The sequence below is a fragment of the Streptosporangium sp. NPDC023963 genome, assembly GCF_040639135.1.
Lineage (GTDB): Bacteria > Actinomycetota > Actinomycetes > Streptosporangiales > Streptosporangiaceae > Streptosporangium.
This window is the reverse complement of the sequence record NZ_JBEZZK010000015.1, coordinates 1-23,963: the sequence shown is the minus strand read 5'-3', so window position 1 is coordinate 23,963 and position 23,963 is coordinate 1. Positions and strand designations below refer to the sequence as shown.

At 70.4% G+C, this 23,963-nt stretch carries 18 protein-coding genes and 1 tRNA gene; 8 read left to right on the top strand and 11 right to left on the bottom strand.

Annotation, left to right across the window (positions count from 1 at the left end; all coding sequences use genetic code 11):
- The 3 genes from AB0F88_RS33370 to AB0F88_RS33360 form a co-directional block, all read right to left on the bottom strand.
- The gene (locus tag AB0F88_RS33370; RefSeq protein ID WP_362693340.1) at nucleotides 1-1,041 is read right to left on the bottom strand and encodes an ABC transporter substrate-binding protein; all 1,041 of its coding nucleotides are present in this window, start codon (nucleotides 1,039-1,041) and stop codon (nucleotides 1-3) included.
- Between the two features lie 102 nt (nucleotides 1,042-1,143).
- Nucleotides 1,144-1,662, bottom strand: a complete 519-nt coding sequence (locus AB0F88_RS33365) for a cysteine dioxygenase family protein (RefSeq protein WP_362693338.1) — start codon at nucleotides 1,660-1,662, stop codon at nucleotides 1,144-1,146.
- 202 nt (nucleotides 1,663-1,864) lie between these two features.
- Nucleotides 1,865-2,860: an amidohydrolase gene (locus AB0F88_RS33360; RefSeq protein WP_362693335.1), complete on the bottom strand. Its 996-nt coding sequence runs from the start codon at nucleotides 2,858-2,860 to the stop codon at nucleotides 1,865-1,867.
- Between the two features lie 249 nt (nucleotides 2,861-3,109).
- Between AB0F88_RS33360 and AB0F88_RS33355 the strand changes: the two genes are divergently transcribed.
- A complete protein-coding gene (locus AB0F88_RS33355; RefSeq protein ID WP_362693332.1) occupies nucleotides 3,110-4,063 on the top strand; it encodes a LacI family DNA-binding transcriptional regulator in 954 nt (317 codons plus the stop codon).
- Between the two features lie 58 nt (nucleotides 4,064-4,121).
- Here AB0F88_RS33355 and AB0F88_RS33350 read toward each other — a convergent pair whose 3' ends face one another.
- Both AB0F88_RS33350 and AB0F88_RS33345 read right to left on the bottom strand, forming a co-directional pair.
- Nucleotides 4,122-5,576, bottom strand: a complete 1,455-nt coding sequence (locus tag AB0F88_RS33350) for an aromatic amino acid lyase (protein ID WP_362693329.1) — start codon at nucleotides 5,574-5,576, stop codon at nucleotides 4,122-4,124.
- A gap of 4 nt (nucleotides 5,577-5,580) precedes the next feature.
- On the bottom strand, nucleotides 5,581-5,961 hold the full coding sequence (locus AB0F88_RS33345; protein WP_362693326.1) for a phage holin family protein: 381 nt from the start codon (nucleotides 5,959-5,961) through the stop codon (nucleotides 5,581-5,583).
- A gap of 636 nt (nucleotides 5,962-6,597) precedes the next feature.
- On the opposite strand from AB0F88_RS33345, the gene AB0F88_RS33340 reads away from it, so the two are divergent.
- The 4 genes from AB0F88_RS33340 (at nucleotide 6,598) to AB0F88_RS33325 (ending at nucleotide 9,110) form a co-directional block, all read left to right on the top strand.
- Nucleotides 6,598-7,590, top strand: a complete 993-nt coding sequence (locus AB0F88_RS33340) for an NADP-dependent oxidoreductase (RefSeq protein WP_362693875.1) — start codon at nucleotides 6,598-6,600, stop codon at nucleotides 7,588-7,590.
- Nucleotides 7,591-7,651: 61 nt separating this feature from the next.
- Complete coding sequence (locus tag AB0F88_RS33335) at nucleotides 7,652-7,936, top strand: hypothetical protein (RefSeq protein ID WP_329085017.1); 285 nt, start codon at nucleotides 7,652-7,654, stop codon at nucleotides 7,934-7,936.
- Between the two features lie 87 nt (nucleotides 7,937-8,023).
- Nucleotides 8,024-8,419 (top strand): OsmC family protein, encoded by a 396-nt coding sequence (locus AB0F88_RS33330; protein ID WP_362693323.1) that lies wholly within the window; start codon nucleotides 8,024-8,026, stop codon nucleotides 8,417-8,419.
- Between the two features lie 617 nt (nucleotides 8,420-9,036).
- A tRNA-Lys gene (locus AB0F88_RS33325) sits at nucleotides 9,037-9,110 on the top strand.
- Between the two features lie 131 nt (nucleotides 9,111-9,241).
- Here AB0F88_RS33325 and AB0F88_RS33320 read toward each other — a convergent pair.
- The 5 genes from AB0F88_RS33320 to AB0F88_RS33300 form a co-directional block, all read right to left on the bottom strand.
- Nucleotides 9,242-11,035 (bottom strand): SPFH domain-containing protein, encoded by a 1,794-nt coding sequence (locus tag AB0F88_RS33320; RefSeq protein WP_362693320.1) that lies wholly within the window; start codon nucleotides 11,033-11,035, stop codon nucleotides 9,242-9,244.
- Nucleotides 11,035-12,453: a toll/interleukin-1 receptor domain-containing protein gene (locus tag AB0F88_RS33315; protein WP_362693317.1), complete on the bottom strand. Its 1,419-nt coding sequence runs from the start codon at nucleotides 12,451-12,453 to the stop codon at nucleotides 11,035-11,037. Before AB0F88_RS33315 ends, AB0F88_RS33320 begins: the two co-directional genes overlap by 1 nt.
- 535 nt (nucleotides 12,454-12,988) lie before the next feature.
- The gene (locus tag AB0F88_RS33310) at nucleotides 12,989-13,474 is read right to left on the bottom strand and encodes a DUF4240 domain-containing protein (RefSeq protein WP_362693872.1); all 486 of its coding nucleotides are present in this window, start codon (nucleotides 13,472-13,474) and stop codon (nucleotides 12,989-12,991) included.
- Nucleotides 13,475-13,767: 293 nt separating this feature from the next.
- A complete protein-coding gene (locus AB0F88_RS33305; RefSeq protein WP_362693314.1) occupies nucleotides 13,768-14,718 on the bottom strand; it encodes a hypothetical protein in 951 nt (316 codons plus the stop codon).
- A gap of 221 nt (nucleotides 14,719-14,939) precedes the next feature.
- On the bottom strand, nucleotides 14,940-16,061 hold the full coding sequence (locus AB0F88_RS33300) for a hypothetical protein (RefSeq protein ID WP_362693311.1): 1,122 nt from the start codon (nucleotides 16,059-16,061) through the stop codon (nucleotides 14,940-14,942).
- 166 nt (nucleotides 16,062-16,227) lie between these two features.
- On the opposite strand from AB0F88_RS33300, the gene AB0F88_RS33295 reads away from it, so the two are divergent.
- On the top strand, nucleotides 16,228-17,331 hold the full coding sequence (locus AB0F88_RS33295) for a helix-turn-helix transcriptional regulator (RefSeq protein ID WP_362693309.1): 1,104 nt from the start codon (nucleotides 16,228-16,230) through the stop codon (nucleotides 17,329-17,331).
- 38 nt (nucleotides 17,332-17,369) lie between these two features.
- Here the strand turns inward: AB0F88_RS33295 and AB0F88_RS33290 are convergent, their stop codons facing one another.
- The gene (locus AB0F88_RS33290) at nucleotides 17,370-18,533 is read right to left on the bottom strand and encodes a cytochrome P450 (RefSeq protein WP_362693306.1); all 1,164 of its coding nucleotides are present in this window, start codon (nucleotides 18,531-18,533) and stop codon (nucleotides 17,370-17,372) included.
- A 792-nt stretch (nucleotides 18,534-19,325) separates the two neighbouring features.
- On the opposite strand from AB0F88_RS33290, the gene AB0F88_RS33285 reads away from it, so the two are divergent.
- The gene (locus AB0F88_RS33285) at nucleotides 19,326-22,196 is read left to right on the top strand and encodes a PQQ-dependent sugar dehydrogenase (RefSeq protein ID WP_362693303.1); all 2,871 of its coding nucleotides are present in this window, start codon (nucleotides 19,326-19,328) and stop codon (nucleotides 22,194-22,196) included.
- The gene (locus AB0F88_RS33280; protein ID WP_362693301.1) at nucleotides 22,189-23,382 is read left to right on the top strand and encodes a ThuA domain-containing protein; all 1,194 of its coding nucleotides are present in this window, start codon (nucleotides 22,189-22,191) and stop codon (nucleotides 23,380-23,382) included. The genes AB0F88_RS33285 and AB0F88_RS33280 overlap by 8 nt, the downstream gene beginning before the upstream one ends.
- Nucleotides 23,383-23,963 lie beyond the last annotated feature (581 nt).

The following is a 23,963-nucleotide window of genomic DNA, read 5'->3' as shown; positions in this document are numbered from 1 at the left end:
TCAGGATCCGGGGGCCAGGCCGAAGGTGACGATGTCGGAGGGCTTGAAACCGGGCTCGATCACCTTCGCGTCCTCGAGGATGGCGATGACGGCGGCCAGGCGGCTCTCGTCCAGCGCCCCCACGGGCACCCCGGCCTCCGACGGCCGTACGAAGGCGGCCATCTCCTTCAGTTCCGCGGCCGCGGTGACCGGGTTCTGGGTCGGGTGATACTTGTTCAGGATTTTTCCGGACTCGTCGGGGTTGTCGACGGCGTACTCCAGCCCCTTGAGCAGGGCGTCCCGGAACCTCGTCACCACCTCGGGCTTCTCGGCCGCCATCTTCGCGGTGGTCGTGAGGATGTTGCCGTACATCTCCTTGACGTGATCGCTGTACGGCAGGACCACGGCCTTGCGTCCCTGGGCCGCCTGCTCGATGGTCGGCTTGCCCACCACGAACTGGCCGATGGCGTCGACCTTGCCCGAGGACAGCAGCTGCGGGAGCGACGGCGGCGGGGCGGGGACGAAGGTGACCTTGGCCGGGTCGATCCCGGCGGCCTTGGCGTACGCGGGGAAGACGAGCTTCACGGCCGAGCCGGGCGGGTCGGCGATCTTCTTGCCCTCCAGGTCCTTGGGCGCGGCGATGCCCGAGCCCTCAAGGGCGATGACGGCGGTGAGCGACCGCTGCTGGATCGCCGCCACGCCGGTGACCGGCATCCTCTGCCCCGCGAGAGTGACGATGGAGCCGGTCAGGTCGGTGATCCCGAAGTCGGCCTGGCCGCTCGCGATCAGTTTGAGGGAGTCGGCCGTGCCGTTGCCGGGCCTGATGGTGACGTCGAACCCGGCGTCCCTGAAATATCCCTTCTCCAGGGCGACATAGGCGTAGGCGTCGCGCCCGAAGACGTTGAACGAGGTCAGATAGGTGATTTTCGTGGCCGCCGCGGGCGCGGACGGCGCGCCGGAGCCCGTCGCGGGGGTGCTGCCGGTGTCGGCGTTCGCACACGCGCTCGCAACCAGAAGGCATAAGGCTGCCAGCGAGCCGCGGACGATCGTCGGGATGTTCACAGGTCCCCTTCCGTTACCGGATTTGATCAAAGCGTTTTTGATCAAATCCGGCAACAGTCCGGGATTACCTTCTTGTCAAATTTTCAACGGAAGCCGTGTCAGTCAGGCGACCTCGACCATCCGCTCGGCGTCGTCCATGGGGCGCAGCTCGTCGGCGTAGCTCACCGAGACGCGGCGCATCACGCCGCTGTCGCTGATGGAGTACTGGCCCAGGCGCCACAGCGGCGGCGAGTAGGCGTGGATCGAGACGCTGCCGTGCACCGCGCCGGTCAGCCGGTGGATGTGGTCGGGGCCGAAGGAGAAGGACTCGCCCTCCGAGATCACGGTCTCCAGGTGCTCGCCGCCGATGCGGGGGTTGCACTCCAGGAGCGTCCCGGCCACCACGCGGACCGCCCCGGAGGAGGTGTCGTGGTCGTGCCAGCCGGTGTCGTCCTCGGGACGCCAGCACAACAGCCAGACGTCCACGTGGGAGTCGCGGTAGAGGGAGGCGAAGTGGCGCCCGCCCTCCTCGGGGAACTCCACCTGGTCCTGCCAGGTGGACGGGTCGGCGGCCAGCTCGTTGACCAGGTCGAGGAGCTCGCGCCGGTCGAGGGCGCGGGCGGGCAGGGCCTCGTAGCTCATGAGGTCTCACCGCCGGACGGCCCGGAGCCCGCGACGGCCACTCGCCCGGCGAGCTCGCCGGACTCGTCCGGTCCTGCGTGACCTGCGTAACCGGTACGACGGGCGTGACCGGCGCGGTCGGCGGGCCCGGCGGCTCGTGCGCGCCGCTCGCTCACGGCTCTCTTCGCCGGGAGCACACAGCTCTCGCGGCCCTGGTACTGGTTCACTTGCGCGACTCCTTTCCGTTCAGCAGGCGGTTCGGGTTGGTGACCGCGATGGCGTGCCAGGCGGCGTCGCCGAGCGCGGGGTCGGGTGCGGTGGCGTAGGGCTGGTCGGAACCGCTGACCACGATGTCGACGCCGAGCTCGCGGACGACGGCGTCGATGGCGCGCGGGCCGTAGGAGGAGGTCTCCAGGAACAGGTCGGGATCGACCTGTCCCCGGCCCTCGCCGCCCCGGTTGGCCAGGCGCTCGGAGTGGAGCGGGGCCAGCCCGGCGAGCAGCGAGAAGCAGACCCGCAGGCGGGGGTGGCGGGCCCGGCCGAAGGCGGCGAAGGCGTACCACGCGGCGTGCATCTGCTGCACGTACGGCACGACGGCGGGCCACCAGCCGGGCCCCTCGGGCTCGGCGGCCGGTCCGGGGTGCACGAAGAGCGGCAGGTCGCGCTCGGTGAGCACGTCGAGCAGCGGGGCGACCCCGGCCAGGCCCGCGGCGTCGCGCACGGCGGTCGCGGGCAGCTGGAGCCCGGCGAATCCCGGCCTCATGCCCCCCGCGCCGCCGTCGCCCTTCGCACGGCCGTCGCCCTTTGCACCACCGTCGCCCTTCGCGTCGTTCCGCACGCCGTCTCGCGCGTCGAGGGTCGCGTCGAGGGTCTTGGCGAGCCTGGCGGGATCGATCTCGCTGAGGCAGGTCGCCGCCCAGGCGCCGAAGGGCGCGGGCAGCGCGAGGGCGTCCTCGTGGTAGGCGTCGATGATCGGCCACGCCTCGTCGGGGGGCAGCGACTCGATGCCGAGCGGGCTGGACAGCGACACGAGGGCCAGGTCGAGCCCCGCGTTCAGCGCGAGGCGCCCGGCGAGGTCGTGGTCGGCGGGGGCGACCTCGTAGGCGGGCTCGCCGTCCAGGTGGAGGGTCCAGCCGTCGAGCCGGGGCGCGGTCGTGCGACGTCTGAGCGCGTCCACGAACGCGGGCGTCCACAGATGCTGGTGAACGTCGACGGTCACGACGGGTCCCCTCCTTTCACGCCTTCGAGGTATTCCCTACCTAGAATAGGGGTAAACGCCTTCACCTCGCCACATTCAACAGTGACACGGTTCAGTGAACCGTTTCAGTGAACCGCTTCACTTAGCTTCGTGTCAATACCTCCCGATGGCCCGCGACGCCGCCGATCGCGCGGGGAACGCGCCTTCGAAAGCCCTGGGGAATAGGCTGGTCCGATGTCCCGGCCCCGGAAACGAGCGACCATACGTGAGGTGGCGAAGGCCACCGGCCTGTCGCCCGCCGCCGTCTCGTACGCCCTGCGCGGCATGCAGGTGTCGGAGGAGACCATCGAGCGGGTGCGGCAGGCCGCGGCCGAGCTCGGCTACGAGGCCGACCCCATCGCCCGCGCCCTGGCCAGCGGCCGGACCGGGATGATCGGCCTGCTCTGCGGCTCCCTGGAGGACCTCTGGCAGCAGGCGCTGGCCGTCGGCATCGGCCGGGCGCTCAAGGACAACGACCGCTACGCCCTGATCCTGGACGCCGCGGGAGATCCGGCCAGGGAGCACACGCTCGCCAGGCAGCTCCGTGACCAGCGGGTGGACGCGCTGATCGTGCAGCCGGTCGACCCCGCGGCGCCGCTCTGGGCCGACCTGTGCGAGGGGCTGCCGGTGGTGTCGATCGGCGACGCCCTCGCCGGGGCGCGCACCGCGGGCGAGGTCGTCTTCGACAACCGCGCCGGGGTGACCCTCGCCCTGGAGCATCTGCGCCGGCGGGGTCACCGGCGCCTGGCCGTCCTCACCTCGACGCGGGCCAGCACCCCCGACCGGCCCGCCGACGTGCACGTCCTGGCCGAGGCCGGGCGGCTGGGCCTGGACATCGAGACGGTCACCGCCTCGCAGTCGCTGGGCACCGCCACCCAGGTCGCGGGCGAGATGCTCGACGCGGGACACCGGGCGTTCTTCTGCTTCGCCGACTCGATCGCCTACGGCGTCTACGCGGCCTCGGCCGAGCGGAAGCTGGGCATCCCGTTCGAGGTGTCGGTGATGGGCTACGACGACCACCCCATGTCGGGCCTGCTCACCCCCGGCCTGACCACGGTCGACTGGGACATCGACGGCATCGTCCGGGCCGCCGTCCGCATCGTCGTGGCGGCCGCCGACGGCAACACGCGCCGCCGCCGCATCGTCCAGGCACCCCAGCTCCGCGAGCGCGGCTCGGTCGGCTGACTCGCAGGTCTCAGGAAACGCGGGTCTCAGGGAACGCGGGCCTCAGGAAACGCGGGTCTCAGGGAACGAGGCCGGGCAGGAGCCCGCGTGCCGCGTCGAGGTCGGCGTCCAGGGGGCGGTCCTTCATCGCGGGATCGAGCGGCAGGTCGCAGGGCAGGCCGCGCCGCCGCAGGGCCCGTACGGAGGCCACCAGCTCGCACGCCAGGACGATCTCCAGCGGTTCGGCGGCGGCGAGCGCGGAGCGGGCCGCCTGCGGGGTGAAGCTCGCGTGGTCCTCGGTGCCCAGGGAGAGCACGGCGCCGCCCAGGGTGACCGGCGCGGCCAGGTGGCGCAGCTCGGCCAGCGCGGAGTGCGCGACGTATTCGAGGATCATGACCCCGGACAGCCCGGGACGTTCGGCCAGGAAGGGGAGCAGGCCCGTGTGGGCCGGATCGTTCAGGGTGGCGAGCCTGGCGGCGCTCAGCGTCGCGGTCTGCACGAGCGCGGCCCGCAGGGCGTCGAGGGCGAGCGCGACCCGCGCCGAGTGGAAGTTGCCGTTGTGCCAGGCCCGGCCGTCGGCGATCAGCGGGTTCTCCGGGGCCGCGTTCATCTCCTCGACGACCGTCCGCTCCGCCCGCCCGAGAGCGTCGAGGACGGCCCCGTGGACCTGGGGGAAGGCGCGGTAGCCGTACGGGTCCTGGACGCGGCGCGGGCTGGTGGAGCCGACCAGTGCCCGCAGCCCGGTCGCGACCTCGGTCTGCTCGGGGCCGCGTTGCACGACGGGGGAGAGCGGTTCGAGCGAGGCCTCGATCGCCCGGAAGGAGCGGGCCGCGACCGCGGTGGCGGCGGACAGCAGGACGCCCAGACGGTGACAGGCCAGCGCGGCGTCCGCCAGGGTCGCCGCGCCCGAGTTGATGAACGGCAGCGCGTCAACGGAGGCGAGCGCGAACCTGGGTACCGGATCCCCCGCCCGCGTCCCGGGCGGGCCGCCCCCCGCTCCGCTCCCGGCCGCGCTTCCGGCTCCGCTCGCGGATGGGGGATTCCCGGTCCGCGCCCCGGTTTGTACGTCCTCGGAGGGCGAGGTCCAGGGAAGCTCGCCCAGGAGGCAGAGCGCGGTCGTGGCCAGGGCGGTCAGATCGCCGGTACCGATGGCCCCGTAGGTGCGGATCGGCGGGGTGAGGCCGCGGTTGACGGCGGCGGCGAGCACCGGCAGGAGCGCGGGATCGACCCCCGAGCCGCCGGCGAGCAGCTGGTTGAGGCGGACCACGAGGGTGGCGCGGGCGCGGAACGCCTCGATCGCCGGTCCGGCGCCGCCCGCGTGGCTGCGGAGCAGGTCCAGGCCGGTGTCCTCGGCCGCCACGTCCTTGTTGGCGCCCACGCCGGTGGTCCGGCCGTACACGGGACCGTTGAGCAGGCCGGCCATCCGCCATGCCGCCTCCGCGCGGCCGGTGGAGCCCAGCGCGATCCCGGAGCCGTGGGCCGCCCGGTCGACCTGCTCGCAGGTCAGGTGGGCGCCGTCAAGGACGACGGTCATCGGCTCAGTCGCCGACGATCTTGTCGAGGATCAGGTCGAGCAGCCAGCTGACCAGGCCGACGACGATCGCGCCCCAGAACGCGGCCCAGAAGCCCTCGACATGGAAGGGCAGCGAGAGCTCGCCGGCGATCCAGCTGGTCAGCAGCAGCAGCCCGGCGTTGACCACCAGGGCGAACAGGCCGAGCGTGAGGATGTAGAAGGCGCAGCCGAGCGTCGCGATGATCGGCTTCAGGACCGCGTTGACGATCCCGAAGACGAGGGCGACGGCGATGAGCGTGCCGATCTCCTTGACCGGGGTCCGCGCGGACACCGTGATGCCGTCCACGAACCGGGTCGCCGCCCACAGAGCGGCTGCCACGACCAATATCTTGATGATTACTTTCACGTTTCGGGATCCTCGCATGGATAGCCGGACGGACGGTAGGTTCGCGCCCTCAGTGTGGATATATACGCATAACAGGTGATTTTCCGGTCGGTCGCGTGTCCACCGGTCCGGTCACCTCGGGCGACGAGGACACGGCGGCCGCCACGATCGCCGGGACGGTGAGCCGGCCCGGCTGCCGCGGAAAGTTTCGCATCCGTGACCGTATGCGGTCATGAAAGTGGCGAGATCATGTCAGGTGCGCCGCTCCCCGCCGTGGAGAAACGCCGCCAGATGGGAAAGTCCCAGGTGAGGAGCACGAATCGCCGAGGGGACCTCATCATGTCCAACGCCCGATCATTCACCGGCCGACCGGAGAAGCCGTCCGCCGGAGCCGGGACAGCGCCCGGAACCGGAACCGAGGCCCACTCCGTCCCCAAGCCGGGCCCGCCCCCCAAGCCCGGCCCTCCGCCGAAGCCAGGTCCGCCCAAGCCCGGTCCCCCTCCCAGGCCCGGTCCCGGCCCCGACCCGGAAACGGGCCCCGACCCGGAAACAGGGCCCGGTCCGGAAACAGGGCCGGCTCCGGGAGCAGGGCCCGCTCCGGGACCGGGGACCACCGGTCGTGCGCCGCGCGGGGAGGGACGCACGGTCTCCAGGGAGATCCGGCTCGCGTCGCGGCCCTCGGGGTGGCCGGTTCCGGAGAACTTCGAAACGGTGGAGGCCGAGCTGCCCGCCCCCGCCGAAGGGGAGATCCTCGTCCGCAACCTCTTCATGAGCGTCGACCCGTACATGCGGGGGCGCATGAACGAGGGCAAGTCCTACACCCCGCCCTTCCAGATCGGCGAGCCCCTCGACGGCGGCGCGCTCGGTGAGGTCGTCGCGTCACGCGCGCCCGGCCTCGCGCCCGGAGACACCGTCACCCACAGGTACGGCTGGCGCGAGTACGCCGTCCTCGACGCGAAGGAGGCCCGCGAGGTCGAGGAGATCCCCGGAGTACCGCTCTCCGCCTACCTGGGCGCGCTGGGCATGACCGGCCTCACCGCGTACGTGGGCCTGCTCGACATCGCCCGCTTCGAGGCCGGGGAGGCGGTGTTCGTGTCCGGCGCGGCGGGGGCGGTGGGCAGCATGGCCGGCCAGATCGCCCGGCTGAAGGGGGCCTCGCGCGTGGTGGGCAGCGCCGGGTCACGGGAGAAGGTGACCCACCTGATCCGCGACCTCGGCTTCGACGCCGCCTTCAACTACCGCGACGGCGAGATCCACGAGCAACTCGCCAGGGCCGCCCCCGGGGGGATCGACGTCTACTTCGACAACGTCGGCGGCGAGCACCTGGAGGCGGCCATCGACGAGCTGAGGACGTACGGCAGGGCCGCGATGTGCGGGGCGATCTCCTCCTACAACGCCACCGGGCCGGTCCCGGGCCCGAGGAACATCGGCCTGGTCGTGGGAAAGCGGCTCACCCTGCGCGGATTCATCGTGTCCGACCACCCGGAGCGCATGCCCGACATGATCGCCGAGGTGGGCGCCTGGCTCCGCGAGGGCAAGATCACCTTCACCGAGACCGTGGTCGACGGCCTGGAGAACGCCCCGCGGGCGTTCATCGACATGCTCCGCGGGGCCAACACCGGAAAGATGGTGGTCCGGCTGGTGCACTGACGGTGCATACCCTCAATTGCGCATGATGGCCATATTCTCGGGGCAGAAGGGGCGTGAGGGGGTGGGTCTGTTGGAAACGGACGAGCTTGAGTCGCTGTCGGCCCAGGAACTGCATGATCGCGCGGTCCACTACGCCGTGCACCACGGAGATCTCGGCTTCCTGTGGGAGCTGCTCACGTTGATCCCCGCGGCGGAGGCGTCCGCGGGGAACGAGGATCAGACGACCAACGACCTCAGCCGGGTCTCGGCCCTGCTCAGCGACGCGATGGCCTCGGGCCACGGGGAGCTGGGCGAGGCGCTGCGGCCGTTCTACATCGAATACCTGTCCAAACACCCAGAGGCCTGAGGCGGGCCTCGTTCCCGCCCTCACCCGGGCGTTCCTCCCTTCGCGGGCCTCTGTAGGGTGATCCGCAGATTCAGGGGGAGGAACGCCATGGCACAGGTGAGAGTGGAACGGACCGACGACGGGTTCGTGGCGCGCAACGATCGCGGAGCCGAGGTCGCCATGGGCGGCGGTGACGAGCAGGGGGTGTTCACCCCGGTCGAGCTGCTGCTCGCGGCGCTCGGCGGCTGCAACATCGTCACAGTGGAGCCGCTGACGGCCCAGCGCGGCCATCGGATGACCCGCCTGGCGATGACCGTCCAGGCGGAGAAGGTCGAGTCGTCCAGGCTGGGGACGATCACCATCACCTACGACGTGGAGCTGCCCGAGGGTGACGAGAAGGCCGCCGAGGTCCTCCGCGCCGTGGCCCACCGCGTCGAGGAGAAGTACTGCACGGTGAGCCGGGCTCTGAGGGACAACATGGAGATCAACCTCGAACTCCCCTGACGGTCCCGTTCTCCCGAGGGTCCCGCCGGAACCTCGCTGACGGCACTCGCCGGGCACCCGCGCCCCGGCCGGAAACCCGGTGACCACACCGATCCGGGCCGGAACGGCCGACGGGCCCCGGCGGGCGCCCTGAACCAACGCGCCCACGAGCCCGGACCGATGCGATCACCCCCTCGACGGCGTGTTCCCGCATGTCCGCAGGGGGCCGATGGCGCTTCGGTGATACCGGGTCAAGGTTGGGTGTAGGCGCAAAATCAACCTTTGGATGACGCGCCCGTTACATTTGGCTAGGTAGTGTTGGTGCAGGTCGAGGGGTCTGCGAAGCCCGGGGGGAGCGTTGCAGAGACTTTTCACCGGATAAGAACGCGAGGGGGATCGCGTTCCTGAGCGGAGCCGCCGAAGTCTTGGGGGAGACGACGGCAAAGCCCGCGAAGAGACCGGGGCCGGACAGTTGGGGGACTGTCCGGCCCCGAGTCTGTGGAGGACCGGACGGCGTCCGGCCGGCCCGGTTTCTCCGGAAAGCCCGGCCGGTTTCTCCTGAGAACGGACATGAGCCAGCCGGGATCAACCGGGGTGCGAGCGCGCTGAGGCTGCTGCTAGAGTTACCTCCGTTGCAAGCGCCGCTAGCTCAGTTGGTTAGAGCAGCTGACTCTTAATCAGCGGGTCCGGGGTTCGAGTCCCTGGCGGCGCACAACAATCCAGACCAGCGCGTTCCCGATCACATCGCGGGACGCGCTGGTCTGTTTTTTCGCCCTGATCCGTACCGGGCCGGTCGGCCGACGGCCGGTGTCGAGTACGCCCCGAGCACCGGTTCCGGCACGGTCAGTCGACGTGGTGGTCGGATCTCACCTTCCCGATCTCCGCGGTGTCCTCGGAGACCAGTTCCTGGGGCGGCTTCGCGGTCACCTCGTAGTCGGTGCGCAGTGTCCGCAGGCGGCCGATGAGATTCTGCACCGTGTGGATCGGCAGGGCCTCCACGTAGCTGCCGACGTCTCCGCCGATGTAGTCGGGGACCGGCATCTTGGCGATCTCGCGGATCATGGCGATCATGGCGACGTTCTCCTTGCCGAGGATGGCGATCTCGGCTTCGAGTTCGAGCACCGCGCGCCTGCGGTCGGCGTTGACCCGGACCTCGTCCATCTCGTCCTCGGCCTGCACGATCATGCGTTCCGTGTCGAGCTTCTCCACACGCAGGTCCAGGGCGGCCTGCCGCTGGAGTTCCTCGTTGAGCACCGGGTCGTCGGCCTCGAACGACTCCAGATTGGTGGCTATCGCGATGACACCTCTGGCCTCCAGCGCCCTGCGGACCTGCGAGGCGAGCTCAACGCGGGCCTTGGCCCATTTCTGCATGAACTCCCCGACATTGCTCGCCGCCGCCATCCCGCTGAAGTAGGAGACGACGGCGGAGCCCAGCACCTTCTCGACGAAACGCTGCACCGGGAGCGGGTCGTGCACCAGGCCGCCGAGCCCGGAGTGGTCGGTGCCGCCGGAAGCGCTGACCAGCCGGGGCGCCGCCTCATCCGGGATCTTCAATGTCTGGCTCAGCTTCACCCGTACCCTGTGCCCCTGGATGGTGACCGTGATCTGTTCCAGCTCTGCGTCGTAGTTTCTGGCCTCGGAGTCGCTCTTGGCCTTCCACTCCAGGATCAGCTCCCTCGTCGGGATCAGCACCACCCGCACGAACCACGGGTTGAGCGAGCAGCGCATGCCCTCGCCGAGAGTCTCCTCCTGTACGCCGAAGGTTCCTCCCCGCTCGAGGAACACCCACGGACGCCGGAAGCCGTCGTGGCCCGTCACGCGCTGCCCCACGGAGTCCTCCCCCCGCCGGGCGGGTGCGGCGCCTTCGAGGGTCACGACCACGCCCGTGTAGCCGACGGGGATGACGACATCGCTGAGGTGCGCGGGGGTCAGGCCGTCCCGGGAACTCTCGTGGTTGTCCACGGTGATCACCTGGAACAGCGCGGGGTTGATGTCGTAGTAGGTGCCGCCTGGCAGGATGGCGAGCTGCCTGCCCTGCTCTCCGTGCCCGTCCAGGAACGCCTGGCCGTCCTGGAAGTTGTCGCAGTCGACGTGCCGCCCGAACGACTGGTCCGGCGGGCGGACCCGGCCCGCGTTCGCGATCACCAACCCCACCGTGCCCGGCGGGACGTAGGTGCACGGCGCCAGGGTGACCGTGAACAGGTTGGTGTTGATGTAGTAGGACTGACCCCCGGTCAGCACGTCCACCTGGGGGCCCTGCTCGCCGTCGCCGCACAGGAACGCCTGACCGTCCTGGAAGTCGTCGCAGTCGACCCGGCGGCCCAGCCGCCGCTCCCGCGGTCGTTTCGCGCCCGCATGCGCCTCGACCAGGCCGATCATCCCCGTGGGGACGTGCGTCCAGGGCACGGACTCCACCGTGTAGACCCACGGCAGCAGCCAGCTCGGCGAGTCGGGAGGCAGCGTGCGGGCCTGCGGGCCGCGCAGGTCGTACGGCGTGATCTTGGGGTGTTTCCGGTCCCGGCGCCCGACCCTGCGGCGCACGAGGCCGACGTGGTCGGGTTCCACCACCACGCGGCCCGCCCACCAGATGTAAGCACCGATGCCCGGTAACACCAGGAGAACGAGAAGTATCGCCATCACCGCGTGCCCTCCCAGGCGCGAGACCTCAGGTGGACCGCCAGCACGGTCTCGGTCCACTGGTCGTACCAGTCCACGTATCGTTCGTTCTGCGGGTTGCGCAGGGTCGGGAAGAAGCCGATCCGCCCGCCGCCCCGCTCCGCGAAACCGCGGTAGCCGCCCGGTGCGGCGCCGTCCTCGGGGTCGCACCAGCCGCACTCGGTCGCCAGCTCCAGGAACTCCGAGTGGGTCCCGCGGCGCACCCGCGCCAGGCTCGACTGCACCGCGAACCCCTGCCGCCCGTGGCAGCGTTCCGACCACACCGCGTCGACCCCCGCCAGCAGTTCCGACGGCAGCCCGCCGCCGTCCTTCTCACGCATCCAGCCCTCGGCCGAGCGACCCGCCGCCTCCAGCAGGAGGTCGGTGGTGAGCAGGTCCGCGTACCCGAGCTCACCCTCGGCGAGGTAGGCGTCGAGCCGGTGGAGCGAGACCGCGCCGGGGACCCGCACGGCCCGCGCGGTGGGCCGGGCCTGCGGGGCGGGAAACACCTCCACCGGGTCCAGAGGGCTGCCCGCCGCGTCGGCCTCGTGCAACCTGGCCAGCATGGCCAGCTCCTCCCCGCCGAGGAGCCGGCCGTCGCGGGCGTCGACGTACCACGTGGCGGCCAGGTGGTAGTTGCGGCCGCCCAGCAGCAGGATCGGGAAGAACGTCCGCCCGTACGCCCGGCCCTCCAGGATCATGCGGGTGATGTCGTCGGACTCCTGGGACTGCGGGGACATCAGCACGACCACCGCGATCGCGTGCCTCAGTTGCCGCCGGATCACCCAGAACTCCTCGTCGCCCGGCCGGAGATCGCTCAGTGACCAGACCGGGAGCCCCGCCGCGTGGAGCTGGGCCGCGAGCCGCCGCCCGTACTCGGCGTCGGCCGCCACGTAGCAGATCACGATCCGGTGCCGGTCGGGTTCGGTGACGGGCCGCGGACGCGACGGAAGCCCCGCCCACAGGTTCTCCCACGGCACGGGGCCGCCGACCTCAGGTTCCAGCCCCAGGACGGCGGCGGCGAGCTCGGCGGTCTTTTCCTCGTAACGGCGCCCGCTCACGTCGCGGAAGTCCCGCCAGACCCGGTTCTCGGTGGACGGCGCGAGGGGCAGCTCGCCGATCAGGACCGGGATGAAGCGCAGGCCGCGCGTGGCCGAGGCCCGGGCCAGCGCGGCGTACTCCTCGAGCGCCCTGGGAGAGGCGGCGGACGCGGGGCTGACGATCGCGATCCCGTTGCGCGACTCGCGAATGGCCGCGTCGACCTTGTGCACGACCACGTCTCCGGGGAGGAGGCTCCACTCGTCGAAGAAGACCTTCACTCCGTGGTGGGCGAGCCGTTCGGCCAGCTTTCCGGCCCATTCGGCGTCCTCGCGGGCGTAGGAGATGAAAACGTCGATCAATTGACGCCCCTCCTCTGCGAGGAAATCTGCGACCACGGACCGTCTTAAGAAGATTACTGGTGAAAGGTAGCGGTCGGATACTGTTTTCCAGGAGGTAAGCCATCGATCCGGGTAGCGGGTATTCGCCGCCTTTCCCTATATCGTGATAATTTTCGCTTTCGTCGCATTTGACCGTATAAACGACTGATCTCGGCTCGGGAAGGATGATCCTCCGGGCCTCTGGATCTCCGGGCCCCGCCAGGCGAGGCGCATGATCCGAACGCCGCTCGCGTCCTGGGCATCCCGCGCGCCGGAGCAGGCCGGAATCATCACCCTGGCCGATGAATTGTTCGGTCGGAAACGGATTGACGCGACACTCTTGGTGAGAATCGCGAACTTCGCCGGCTGAGATCATTTCGCATGTTCGACACCGTGGAGGAGGTGCCGGCCTTCGCCGCCTCCCTTCGGATACCTGGGGGCAGATCTGGTCGAATAAGTCCCAGAGGGCGCGGACCGGATCAGCCGGACCAGCCGGTCGGGTTCGAAAACGATTCGCTCAGCCGGACCAGCCGGTCGGGTTGGAAAACGATTCGCGGGAGATGCCCGACCCGGTCTTCGGGAAGGCTCCGTGGCGCTCGCGGTGCAGGTGGGCGAAGAAATAGCACATCTCCTCGCACTCGGCGTCCAGCACCGCCTTCTTCGGGTTCTCCGCCACCGCGGTGTAGAAGTCGTGGCCCAGCGCGACGATGAAGCCGCGTGCATAGAGGAAACCGTCGTCGGAGCCGTCGGTGACCGCGTGGATATCCGCGCGGTCGATGTCGTAGAGCCTGCTCTCGACCACCCGATCAAGATTCGCCAGCTCGTCCGCCGGCAATTCCCCGCTGATGGAGGCGAGGCTGTCCAGGAACCTCTTCAGAGCGGCTTCGACCACGGCGAGCGGCGGCTTGCCGTGAAGGTCCTCGTCGGGAGCGGGCGTCCGATGCGTCAGCGCACGTCGCGCCTGATCGACCTCCGCCCCCAACGGCGCCCAGGCCGCCTCCACCAAGTCCCAGAAACGTTTCTCGTCCTCCGCGGGAAGCCGCTGACCCTTCAACGTCCGTCGCCACCTCTCATGACCGACCCGGTGATCTGTGCCGCTCACACAACCAGACGACACCGACAATCGGCTCGGCCTGGGCGATGGCGAGCCTGAACCGGTGTCGCCCTCACGGACGCGTGGCGGTGGTCGGATCGGTCGGCCACCTGTACCTGTACCGACCGGGCCACGCCGCCGGCTGCCGAGGAGCCCGGTCACGGGTATGACCGGGCTCCTGTTTCATCAGTGGGCGGCCCGGATCAACGGATCCTCACCGGGCGGTAGGCGCGGAACTGGGTGCCGGTGGTGAGGCCGTGCTTGACGACGCGGTGGTCGGTGCCGTATCCGGAGCGCTGCTGGTAGGCCCAGTAGGAGGTGCGCTTGGCGTCGGCCCATCGGTCGAAGATGACGACCTGTCGTGCGGTGTTGCCGCCGATCGGGTCGATGACGAGGTCTCCTTGGAGGAGGTCGGTCATTTTGATGGGGCGGGTGTGGGCGCCGGTGGCCAGGGCGGTGGTGATGGGTCCGGGTTTGGCCAGGCCGAGGGTCATGGAGACGTAGCCGGAGCCGTCGGTCCGGTAGCCGCCGTGCTTCTTGGTCTGGCTGTAGGGGACGCGCTGCGCGGTGGCGGGTTTCCAGGTCTTGGCCCGGGCGATCACCTGGGCGCGGGGTACGCCGGGTTCGGGCCACAGCGACGAGACGATCAGCTGTCCGTCCGCCGCCTGCGGCTGGTACCGCTCCGGGTACTTCGACACCTGTACGCGCTGGCAGACGTCACCCACCACCGCCGTCCGCCAGGACCCGTCGGGATACCTGCGGAGCATCTTGTCGAGGAACGCGCCGGTCGCCCAGGCCACGTCCAGCCGCTGGGCGGCGCTGCCCCAGGTGGCCCGCTGCTGGAACACGCCCAGGCTGTCGTGGTCCACCTCCCGGTTGATGTTCCGCACGCCCGTCTCGACGATGGCCGTGGTGATCGCGATCACCGCCGCCTCCCGGGGGAGCCCGCGGGCGCGGACCGCCGCGACCACCGCCCGGGCGCAGGAGACGCGGTAGCCGTCCAGGTAGCCGCGCATCTTCATCGCGAGCCGGCCGTTGAGCGTGGCGGCCAGCTCCGTGTCGCCCGCCGTCACCCCGCCGCTGTCGCAGGGCGCGGTCGGCAGGGGGGCGGCCGCCGCCGCGGGTGCGCCGAGGACGCTCACTCCCACGGCCATCGCGAGGAGGAGCGCTCCCGCGATCCCTGCTGATCCGTCCAGACGTGCCGATCCGTTCAGACGTGCTGATCCGTCCAGGCGTACCGATCCACCCGGGCCTGCCGATGTTCCCTGAGGGGTCGGGCCGGCCGGGCCGCTCGGTCCGCTCGGTCCGCTCGGTCCGCTCGGTCCGCTCGGTCCGCTCGGTCCGTGCGGTCCGGCACAGGGCCGTGAACGGTGCACTAGCGGATCCTCACCGGGCGGTAGGCGCGGAACTGGGTGCCGGTGGTGAGGCCGTGTTTGACGACGCGGTGGTCGGTGCCGTATCCGGAGCGCTGCTGGTAGGCCCAGTAGGAGGTGCGCTTGGCGTCGGCCCATCGGTCGAAGATGACGACCTGTCGTGCGGTGTTGCCGCCGATCGGGTCGATGACGAGGTCTCCTTGGAGGAGGTCGGTCATTTTGATGGGGCGGGTGTGGGCGCCGGTGGCCAGGGCGGTGGTGATGGGTCCGGGTTTGGCCAGGCCGAGGGTCATGGAGACGTAGCCGGAGCCGTCGGTCCGGTAGCCGCCGTGCTTCTTGGTCTGGCTGTAGGGGACGCGCTGCGCGGTACCGGGCTTCCAGGTCTTGGCCCGGGCGATCACCTGGGCGCGGGTGACCGTGGTGGGCGGCGGCGGCGCGTCCTCGCGGATGTTCAGCGCCCGGTACGCCTTGTACTCGCTCTTCGCCGCCAGTCCGTAGTTGCGCGTCCGGTAGTCCGTCCCGTAACCGCCGCGCTGCTCGTAGGCCCAGTACGAGGTACGCGCGGAGTTGGCCCACCGGTCGAAGATGACGACGTGCCGGGTGGTGTTGCTGCCGATGGCGTCGATGACCAGATCGCCCCTGAGCAGCTGGGACATCTTGATGGGACGGGTGTAGGCGCTCTTGGCCAGCCCGACGGTGATCTGGCCGGGCTTGCCGAGGCCGAGTGCCATGGAGGCGTAGCCGGAGCAGTCGGTCCGGTATCCGCCGTGCTTCTTGGTCTGGCTGTAGGGGACGCGCTGCGCGGTACCGGGCTTCCAGGTCTTGGCCCGGGCGATCATCTGCGAGCGGGTGACCGGGGCCGCGGCGGCCAGCGTCTGCGCCTCCTCCTCATCCGGCTCCGCGGACGTGTCGGTCTCGTCCTCCGGCGCGGGCGGCGCCGTCGTCGCGGGAGACGGAGTGGGGGTGGGGGTGGGTGCCGGCGTCGTGGTCGCCTCCGCCGACGGGTCGGTGAGAGTGCTCGCCGCCTGCGCGGACGTCGCCGGCGCCAGGCCGCCTCCGCAGGCGAGCACCGTGATGAGCGCCAGGTTTCCCGCCGTGATCCAGGAGCTTCGGTTCGAGGGCATGTGCTCTCCTTGTCCCTGCCGTTGATCGTTCGGTTGGCGGGACACACGCTGGCAGGAAATTCCTGAAACACATCGTGAAATTGGGGAAGTTGGGACAATAGTTCCCAATGTGACGGTATGACCTGCGATGACTCACGCCGCTGGGACAAGGTTGGGACGAATCACCGTGGTGAATGGGATCGAGAACACGAGCCGGAGCCGGCGACAGCGCCCGCTGCCCGACGATCTGCCCGAGCCGACCCGCGTTCTCCTGCGGGAGCTGAGGGCTCTCAAGGAACGGGCGGGGCTCGATCTGCGAGCGCTGGAGCAGGCCACCCACGCGAGCCGATCGTCCTGGGGGCGGTGGCTCGCCGGGGACACGTGGATTCCCCTCGACGCCGTGGAAGGGCTCGCCCGGCTGTGCCGGGAGGACGAGCACCGGTTCCGTGAACTGTGGGAGGCGGCCGAACAGGCGCGGCGGATGGCGGGCGTCCCGGAGGCGGGCGAGCGGATCCGGGAGGCGACCGCGAAGGACTCCGAAGAAGAGGGAAACATCGAGGTCTCCGAAGGAGAGCGGAACGCCGAGCCCCCAGCGGAGGAGGGGACCACGGGCGGGGAGGAGGGGGAGTCCGGCACGCCCGCGCCGCGCCGGTGGGCGAGCCGCCCGCGGCGGCGGTTCCTGATCGGGGCCGCGCTGGGCCTGTCCGTCGGCGTGGCCGCCGGTGTCGTGCTCGGCGGATCGGCTCTCGAAAGCCGGGCGGGCGATGACGCAGGGCCGGCGAGGCCGGTCTCCGGCGGTGTGGCGGGCGGTGCCACCGGAGTGGCGAAACCGGCCGTCGACCGGGCGGGGATGATCGGCCGTGCCCGGAGCTGGCATCCGGCCACCGCGCGGCGCGTGCCCTACAGCCAGTTCAAGACGTACGGCGGCTACCGGACCGACGGCTCCGGCTACGTCTCCATGGCGCTCGGACTTCCGAAGCCGGGCCCCAACACGATCAGCCTGGCCTCGTCGGATTTCAGCCGGCGCATCAAGATGACCGAGCTGCTCCAGGGGGATCTCGTCATCGACCCGGTGGGTGGCAACACCGCCCGCGCGGTCGTCATCTTCGACCGGTGGGCCGATGCCGGACGCACCTCGTACTGGGCCTACCAGCAGCGCTCCGGCTACGGCACCGACCACCGCGTCGTCGATCACGGGCTGAAGCCGGACGACCAGTTCCGGGCCCACCGGCCGGTCAACCTCAGGAACGGCGTTCCCGCCCCGGAGGCCTCCGCCCCGGCCGGCGACTGACGTGCCCGCTCAGCCGGGCGGCCGAGCGGGCCGGGATGTCACCAGGCGACCGGGAAGGTCGTCAGGCCGTAGACCACATTGAACGAACGGAACTCCGGTTCCCCGGCCTCGCGCAGCCCGGGGAACCTGTCGAACAAGGCGGGGAAGGCGATCTGCATCTCCATCCGGGCGAGTGGCGCGCCGATGCAGTGGTGCGCGCCGTAACCGAAGGCGACGTGGGGCATGTCGGGCCGCTGGATGTCGAAGCGGTCGGGGTCCTCGGCCAGCGCCGGGTCGCGGTTGGCGGCCGGGAGCGAGACCACCACCACGTCGCCCTTCGCGATCGGCACGCCCGCGATCTCGGTGTCGGCCGAGGCTACCTTGGTGGCGCCCTGGTGAATGATCGTCAGCCAGCGCAGCAGCTCCTCGACCATGCCCTTCACCTTGTCCGGGGCGGCACGCACCAGGTCGAGCTGGTCCGGGTGGCGCAGCAGGGCCAGTGTGCCCAGGCCGATCATGCTGGCCGTCGTCTCGTGGCCCGCCACCAGCAGCAGGCCGCCGATGCCGGCCAGCTCGTCGTCCGATATCTCCTTGTCGTGCTCGCGGATGAGCATGCCGAGCAGGTCCTCGCCCGGTTCGGCCCGGGCCCGGCCGACCAGCTCGGCCATGTACATGGAGGCCTCCATCTGGGCTTTCCCGCGTGCCTCCGGTGGCTGGTTGAAGTCGAGGATCGACCGGGTGCGCGCCTGGAAGGCATCCCTGTCCTCGTAGGGCACGCCCAGCAGCTCGCAGATGACCAGCGACGGGATCGGCGTGGCGAACTCGGAGATCAGGTCGGCCGGGGCACCGGTGCGTTCCATCGCGTCCAGGTGGTCGGCGACGATCTCACGGACGCGGGGCTCCAGGCGGCGGATGCGGCGCATCGTGAACTCGGGGGTCAGCATGCGGCGCAGGCGGGTGTGGTCGGGGGGGTCCATCAGGAGCAGCGCGCCGGCGCGTAGCCGCCGGGCCTGCTCCTCGCTCATGGGCGGCAGGGTTATGCCGCTGGCGTAGCTGAACAGCTCGGCGTTCCTGAGCACGTCACGCACGTCGTCGTACCGGGTGACCAGCCAGGCTTCGCGGCCGTAGGGCGTCGGCACCCGTTGCAGGCCCGGCTGCTCGCGGGCAGCGGCCAGTCCGGGGTCGGGATCGAACTCCCGGCGACGCATATGGAGGGGCAACATGGTCGTCTCCTGAGGGGGAAATCGGTTACCCCTGCAAGATCCCGTTCTGGCCCGCCCCGCGCAACCCCCCGCCGGTCACGGCTTCGGGGAACGGTGTCACGACCATCGGCACCGACGATCGTGACACCGCCGCCCCCTCGGCCGAGCCGCCCCTGCCGCCCCCGCCGTCTCCACGCCGGCGGTTCGTCGGCGATGCCGCACGGAACCGGAAACAGGCCCCGCCCAACGCGGTGCTCGAACAGCCCCCGGGCACCTGACACCCGCTTTTTCTCTTTGGAGCACCCGAACTTTCAGGCACCCGAATTCAGGCACCCGAACTTTCAGGCACCCGAACTTTCAGGCACTCGAACCTTCGGGCATCCGGACCTTCGAGCATCCGAACGCGCCGGCCGTCGGCGATTCGTCGATCATGAAGAGAGCGCTCCCTGACGAAGGATGGTTGCGTTCACGTTTCCTGTCAACGGTGGGCCCCGTCCGGCCCGCGGGCGGACCGGACGAATCGGGAAAGCGCTTCCTCGAAGAGATTCCGATTCGACCAGGTCAGCGGCGCCTGGCACGGTACAAAAGGCCGTCAGGGAGCGTTCCCTTAAATGCGCCGGTGTTCGACCACGGTGTGCGGGCTGTTTCCGTCAGGTTAAACAGCCCCTTGACAACGATTGTCGAGGAAGAGCAATCTCGGGTTGGGAGAGCGCTCCCTCAGTTTTTTCCGGTGTCCCCCTCCGGGGACCCCGGACCCCCGCCCCGAGACCTTGACCACCGGTCCACCCCCCACAGAGACCTGGAGTCTCGCCCATGGCCTCGCTCCGCCGATGGTTACCACCCCTGACCGCTCTCCTCACCCTCACCGCCCTCCTGCACCCGCTCCCGGCCACCGCCGCGGCCCCGGCCGTCACCTCCGCGCCGGCCGCTGCGAGCGCGGCCGCCCCGCCCGTCGATCCCGCCAAGTTCCAGCAGGTCACGCTGGCCAAGGGGGTCGCCGAGGTGGGAGAGCCCATGACGATGGCGGTGCTGCCCGACCGCTCCGTCCTGCACACCGCCCGTGACGGCACGGTCCGGATCACCGACGCCGCCGGGAACACCAAGGTGTCGGGCAAGCTCTCCGTCTACTTCAACGACGAGGAGGGCATGCAGGGCATCGGCGTCGACCCCGGCTTCGCCACGAACCGGTTCGTCTACCTCTACTACGCGCCGCCGCTGTCGACGCCGCCGAACGGCTCCCCGCCCGACGGCACCCCGGCGGAGTTCGCGCGTTTCGACGGCGTCAACCGGCTCTCGCGTTTCCGGCTGAACACCGACGGCACCCTCGACCTCGCGAGCGAGAAGAGCGTCCTGGAGGTGAGGGCGAGCCGCGGCGCCTGCTGCCACGTCGGCGGCGACATCGACTTCGACGCCGCGGGCAACCTCTACCTGACCACCGGCGACGACAGCGAGCCCGGGTTCAACGACGGTTACGCCCCGCTGGACGACAGGCCGAACCGCAACCCCGCGCTCGACGCGCAGCGCGGCGCGGCCAACACCAACGACCTGCGCGGCAAGGTGCTCCGCATCAAGGTCAACGCCGACGGGTCGTACTCGATCCCGGCCGGGAACATGTTCGCCCCGGGCACCGCGAACACCCGTCCGGAGATCTACGCGATGGGCTTTCGTAACCCGTTCCGGATGAGCGTCGACAAGGCGACCGGCGTCGTCTACCTCGGCGACTACGGCCCCGACGCCGGCACCGCCGGTCCCCGGGGGCCCGGCGGCCAGGTCGAGTTCAACCGGATCACCGGGCCCGGCTTCTTCGGCTGGCCGTACTGCACCGGAAACAACACCCCGGCCGAGACCTACGCCCGCTACGACTACGACACCTCGGCGATCGGCGCGAAGTACGACTGCGCGGGCGGTCCCGAGAACACCTCGCGCAAGAACACCGGCCTGGTCAAGCTGCCCGCGGCCAAGGCCGCCTGGATCACCTACGACGGCTGCACCATGGTCCCGGAGTTCGGCTGCGGCGCCGAGTCGCCGATGGGCGGCGTCGTCTACCGCTACTCCGCCGCGCTGAACTCGCCGGTCAAGTTCCCGCAGTCGCTCGACGGGCACTTCCTCGCCGGTGAGCTTCAGCGTCAGTGGATCAAGGACATCGAGGTCAACGCGAACGGCACCCGGGGCACCATCCAGCCCTTCCCCTGGTCGGGCAAGCTGGTGATGGACATGGCGTTCGGCCCCGACGGCGCCCTCTACGTGCTCGACTACGGCACCGGCTGGTTCAACGGCAACCAGGACTCGGCGCTGTACCGCATCGAGCACATCGGCACCGGCGGGCGGGCGCCCATCGCCAAGGCCACCTCCGACAAGGTCTCCGGGAAGGCGCCGCTGACCGTGGCGTTCTCCTCGGCGGGCAGCTCCGACCCGGACGGCGACGCGCTCACCTACTCGTGGGCGTTCGGCGACGGCGCCACCTCCACCGCGGCCAACCCCACCCACACCTACACCACCGACGGCAGGCGGATCGTCACGCTGACCGTGCGCGACGGCACCGGCAACACCGCGACGGCCAACATCGAGATCAACGTCGGCAACACCGCGCCCGTCGTGAGGATCGACCTCCCGCTCAACGGGCAGGTGTTCGGCTTCAGCGACGCCGTGCCGTACCGGATCACGGTCACCGACGCGGAGGACGCGACGATCGACTGCGCGAGGGTGAAGATGAACTACATCCTCGGCCACGACACCCACGGGCACCCGATGGCCACCGCCAACGGCTGCTCGGGCACGATCCAGACGCCCGGCAACGGCGAGCACGACGGGGCCGCCAACCTGTTCGGGGTCTGGGACGCCGAGTACACCGACGCGGGCGGGCTCACCACCCACGCCCAGCACGTCACCCAGCCGAGGAACCGGCAGGCCGAGCACTACACCACCTCCCAGGGGGTGGCCCAGTACGACAAGCCGGCCGCGCACGGGGCCAAGACCGTGGGCAGCATCGAGAACGGCGACTGGATCTCCTTCGACCCCTACGTCCTGAGCGGTGTCACCAGGTTCACCGCCCGGGTCTCCTCGGCCGGGGCCGGCGGGACGATCCAGGTCAGGGCGGGGTCGGCGACCGGGACCCTGCTGGGCACCGCCGCCGTGGCACCGACCGGCGGGTGGGAGACGTTCGTCGACGTCTCCGCCACGCTGACGAACGCCCCGGCCGGGACCACCAGGCTCTTCCTGGTCTTCGCCGGGGGGACGGGCCCGCTGTTCGACGTGGACGACTTCACCCTGACCACCGGGACGGGCCCGCCCACCGGCACGCTGCTGTCGGCGGGGCGCCCGGTCACCGCGTCCTCGACGGAGAACGCCGCCTCGGCGGGGTCCAACGCGGTGGACGGCGACCTCGGCACCCGCTGGTCGTCGGCGTTCTCGGACCCGCAGTGGATCTCGGTGGACCTGGGCACGGCCAGGCAGGTGAACCGGGTGAAACTGCAGTGGGAGGCCGCGTACGGTACGGCGTACCGGATTGAGACCTCGACCAACGGCACGACCTGGACGCAGGCGCACGCCACGACCGCCGGTGACGGCGGCGTGGACGACGTGAGCCTCACCGCGACCAGTGCTCGATACGTGCGGGTGTACGGCACGCAGCGGGCTACCCAGTACGGCTACTCCCTGTGGGAAATGGAGGTCTACGGTGCGTAATGTCATCGCGGTCGTCACCGCGTTCTTCGTCGTCATGATTGGTCTGGTGGCCCCGGCCATGGCGGCCGATCCGGCGTACAAGGTCCTGGTCTTCTCCAAGACGGCCGGGTTCCGGCACGACGCCATCCCCGCCGGCATCACCGCGCTGCGCGGGCTGGCGACCGAGAACGGCTTCACCGTCGACGCCACCGAGGACGCCGGCGCCTTCACCACGGCCAACCTGGCCCAGTACCGGGCGGTCGTCTTCCTGCTGACCACCGGCGACGTGCTCAACGCCACGCAGCAGACGGCGTTCCAGTCGTACATCGCGGGCGGCGGCGGATACGTGGGCGTCCACGCCGCCGCCGACACCGAGTACGACTGGCCCTGGTACGGCGGCCTGGTCGGCGCCTACTTCGCCTCCCACCCCGCCATCCAGCAGGTGACCGTACGGGTGGAGGACCGCACGCACCCCTCGACGGCCCACCTCCCGGCGAACTGGGTGCGCACCGACGAGCTGTACAACTACCGCACCAACCCCCGCTCCACCGCCCACGTGCTCGCCACGCTGGACGAGTCGACCTACTCCGGCGGGTCGATGGGGGCCGACCACCCGATCTCCTGGTGCAAGGCCTACCAGGGCGGCCGGTCCTGGTACACCGGCCTCGGCCACACCATCGCGTCCTACACCGAGGCCAACTTCCGGGCGCACCTGTACGGCGGGCTCCGCTACGCGGCCGGGGTCGTCTCGGGCGACTGCGGGACCACCCCGAACCCGACGCCCACCCCGACGCCCACTCCCACGCCGAGCCCGGGTGTCGTGCTGCTGTCGTCCGGGCGTCCGGTCACGACCTCCTCCACGGAGAACGGGGCGTTCGTCGGGAGCAACGCGGTGGACGGCAACGGCGGCACCCGCTGGTCGTCGGCGTTCTCGGACCCGCAGTGGATCTCGGTGGACCTGGGTACGGCCAGGCAGGTCAGCCGGGTGCGGCTGCAGTGGGAGGCCGCCTACGGCAGGGCGTACCGGATCGAGACCTCGGCCAACGGCACGACCTGGACGCAGGCGCACGCCACGACCGCCGGTGACGGCGGCGTGGACGACGTGAGCCTCACCGCGACGAGCGCCCGCTACGTGCGGGTGTACGGCACCCAGCGCGCGACCCCGTACGGCTATTCCCTGTGGGAAATGGAGGTCTACGGCCGATAGGCCGCCGGGGCCGCGAAGGCGGGCCCCGGAGGTCTCCCGCTCTTTCCCGGACGAGAATCCCGGGCCGGTTCACCGGCCCGGGATTCTCGGCGTTTCCGGGTGGTCGCCGCCGGAGCGCGGCCCGGGGATTCCGCACGCCGCCGCCGGGGGACGCGGCACGTCGCCGGCCTGCGGCCGGACCAGAGGTGAGGCGTGTCATCGCACGGTCTCGCCGTTTTCGAGGGGGAGGCCCCGGAAATCGGCCTCGCCGAAAGAAGTGCCATGTCCATCGACGGCGCAGGTAATTCTATTTATGGCGATAAATGACATGTGAGGTCGAGTCTCCGGCATGTCGAACAACGGGAACGAAGATGGCGATTAATAAGATCGGAGACTGTGGCGCGTTATTGACAATGCGCCGACGTGATGAATACCAAAAGAAAAGGATTGTTCGGTGACGAGCGGTAAAAATTCTCGTGTCGTGCGACGACACGGCGTCCGTTCCTGGCTGGCGGGGGCTCTCACCGCCCTGGTCGCGCTCGGGTGTGTCGTGGCGACGCCCCGTGCCGCGGGTGCGGTGGTGGCGCCGGTGGGTCTGGGTA

Excerpts from the sequence above, each read along its gene's own strand:
- AB0F88_RS33305 (WP_362693314.1), bottom strand. The coding sequence starts at position 14,718 with ATGGCCGTGGGAGTGAGCGTCCTCGGCGCACCCGCGGCGGCGGCCGCC.
- AB0F88_RS33350 (WP_362693329.1), bottom strand. The coding sequence starts at position 5,576 with ATGACCGTCGTCCTTGACGGCGCCCACCTGACCTGCGAGCAGGTCGAC.
- AB0F88_RS33330 (WP_362693323.1), top strand. The coding sequence starts at position 8,024 with ATGGCACAGGTGAGAGTGGAACGGACCGACGACGGGTTCGTGGCGCGC.
- AB0F88_RS33300 (WP_362693311.1), bottom strand. The coding sequence starts at position 16,061 with ATGCCCTCGAACCGAAGCTCCTGGATCACGGCGGGAAACCTGGCGCTC.
- AB0F88_RS33290 (WP_362693306.1), bottom strand. The coding sequence starts at position 18,533 with ATGTTGCCCCTCCATATGCGTCGCCGGGAGTTCGATCCCGACCCCGGA.
- AB0F88_RS33365 (WP_362693338.1), bottom strand. The coding sequence starts at position 1,662 with ATGAGCTACGAGGCCCTGCCCGCCCGCGCCCTCGACCGGCGCGAGCTC.
- AB0F88_RS33285 (WP_362693303.1), top strand. The coding sequence starts at position 19,326 with ATGGCCTCGCTCCGCCGATGGTTACCACCCCTGACCGCTCTCCTCACC.
- AB0F88_RS33320 (WP_362693320.1), bottom strand. The coding sequence starts at position 11,035 with ATGGCGATACTTCTCGTTCTCCTGGTGTTACCGGGCATCGGTGCTTAC.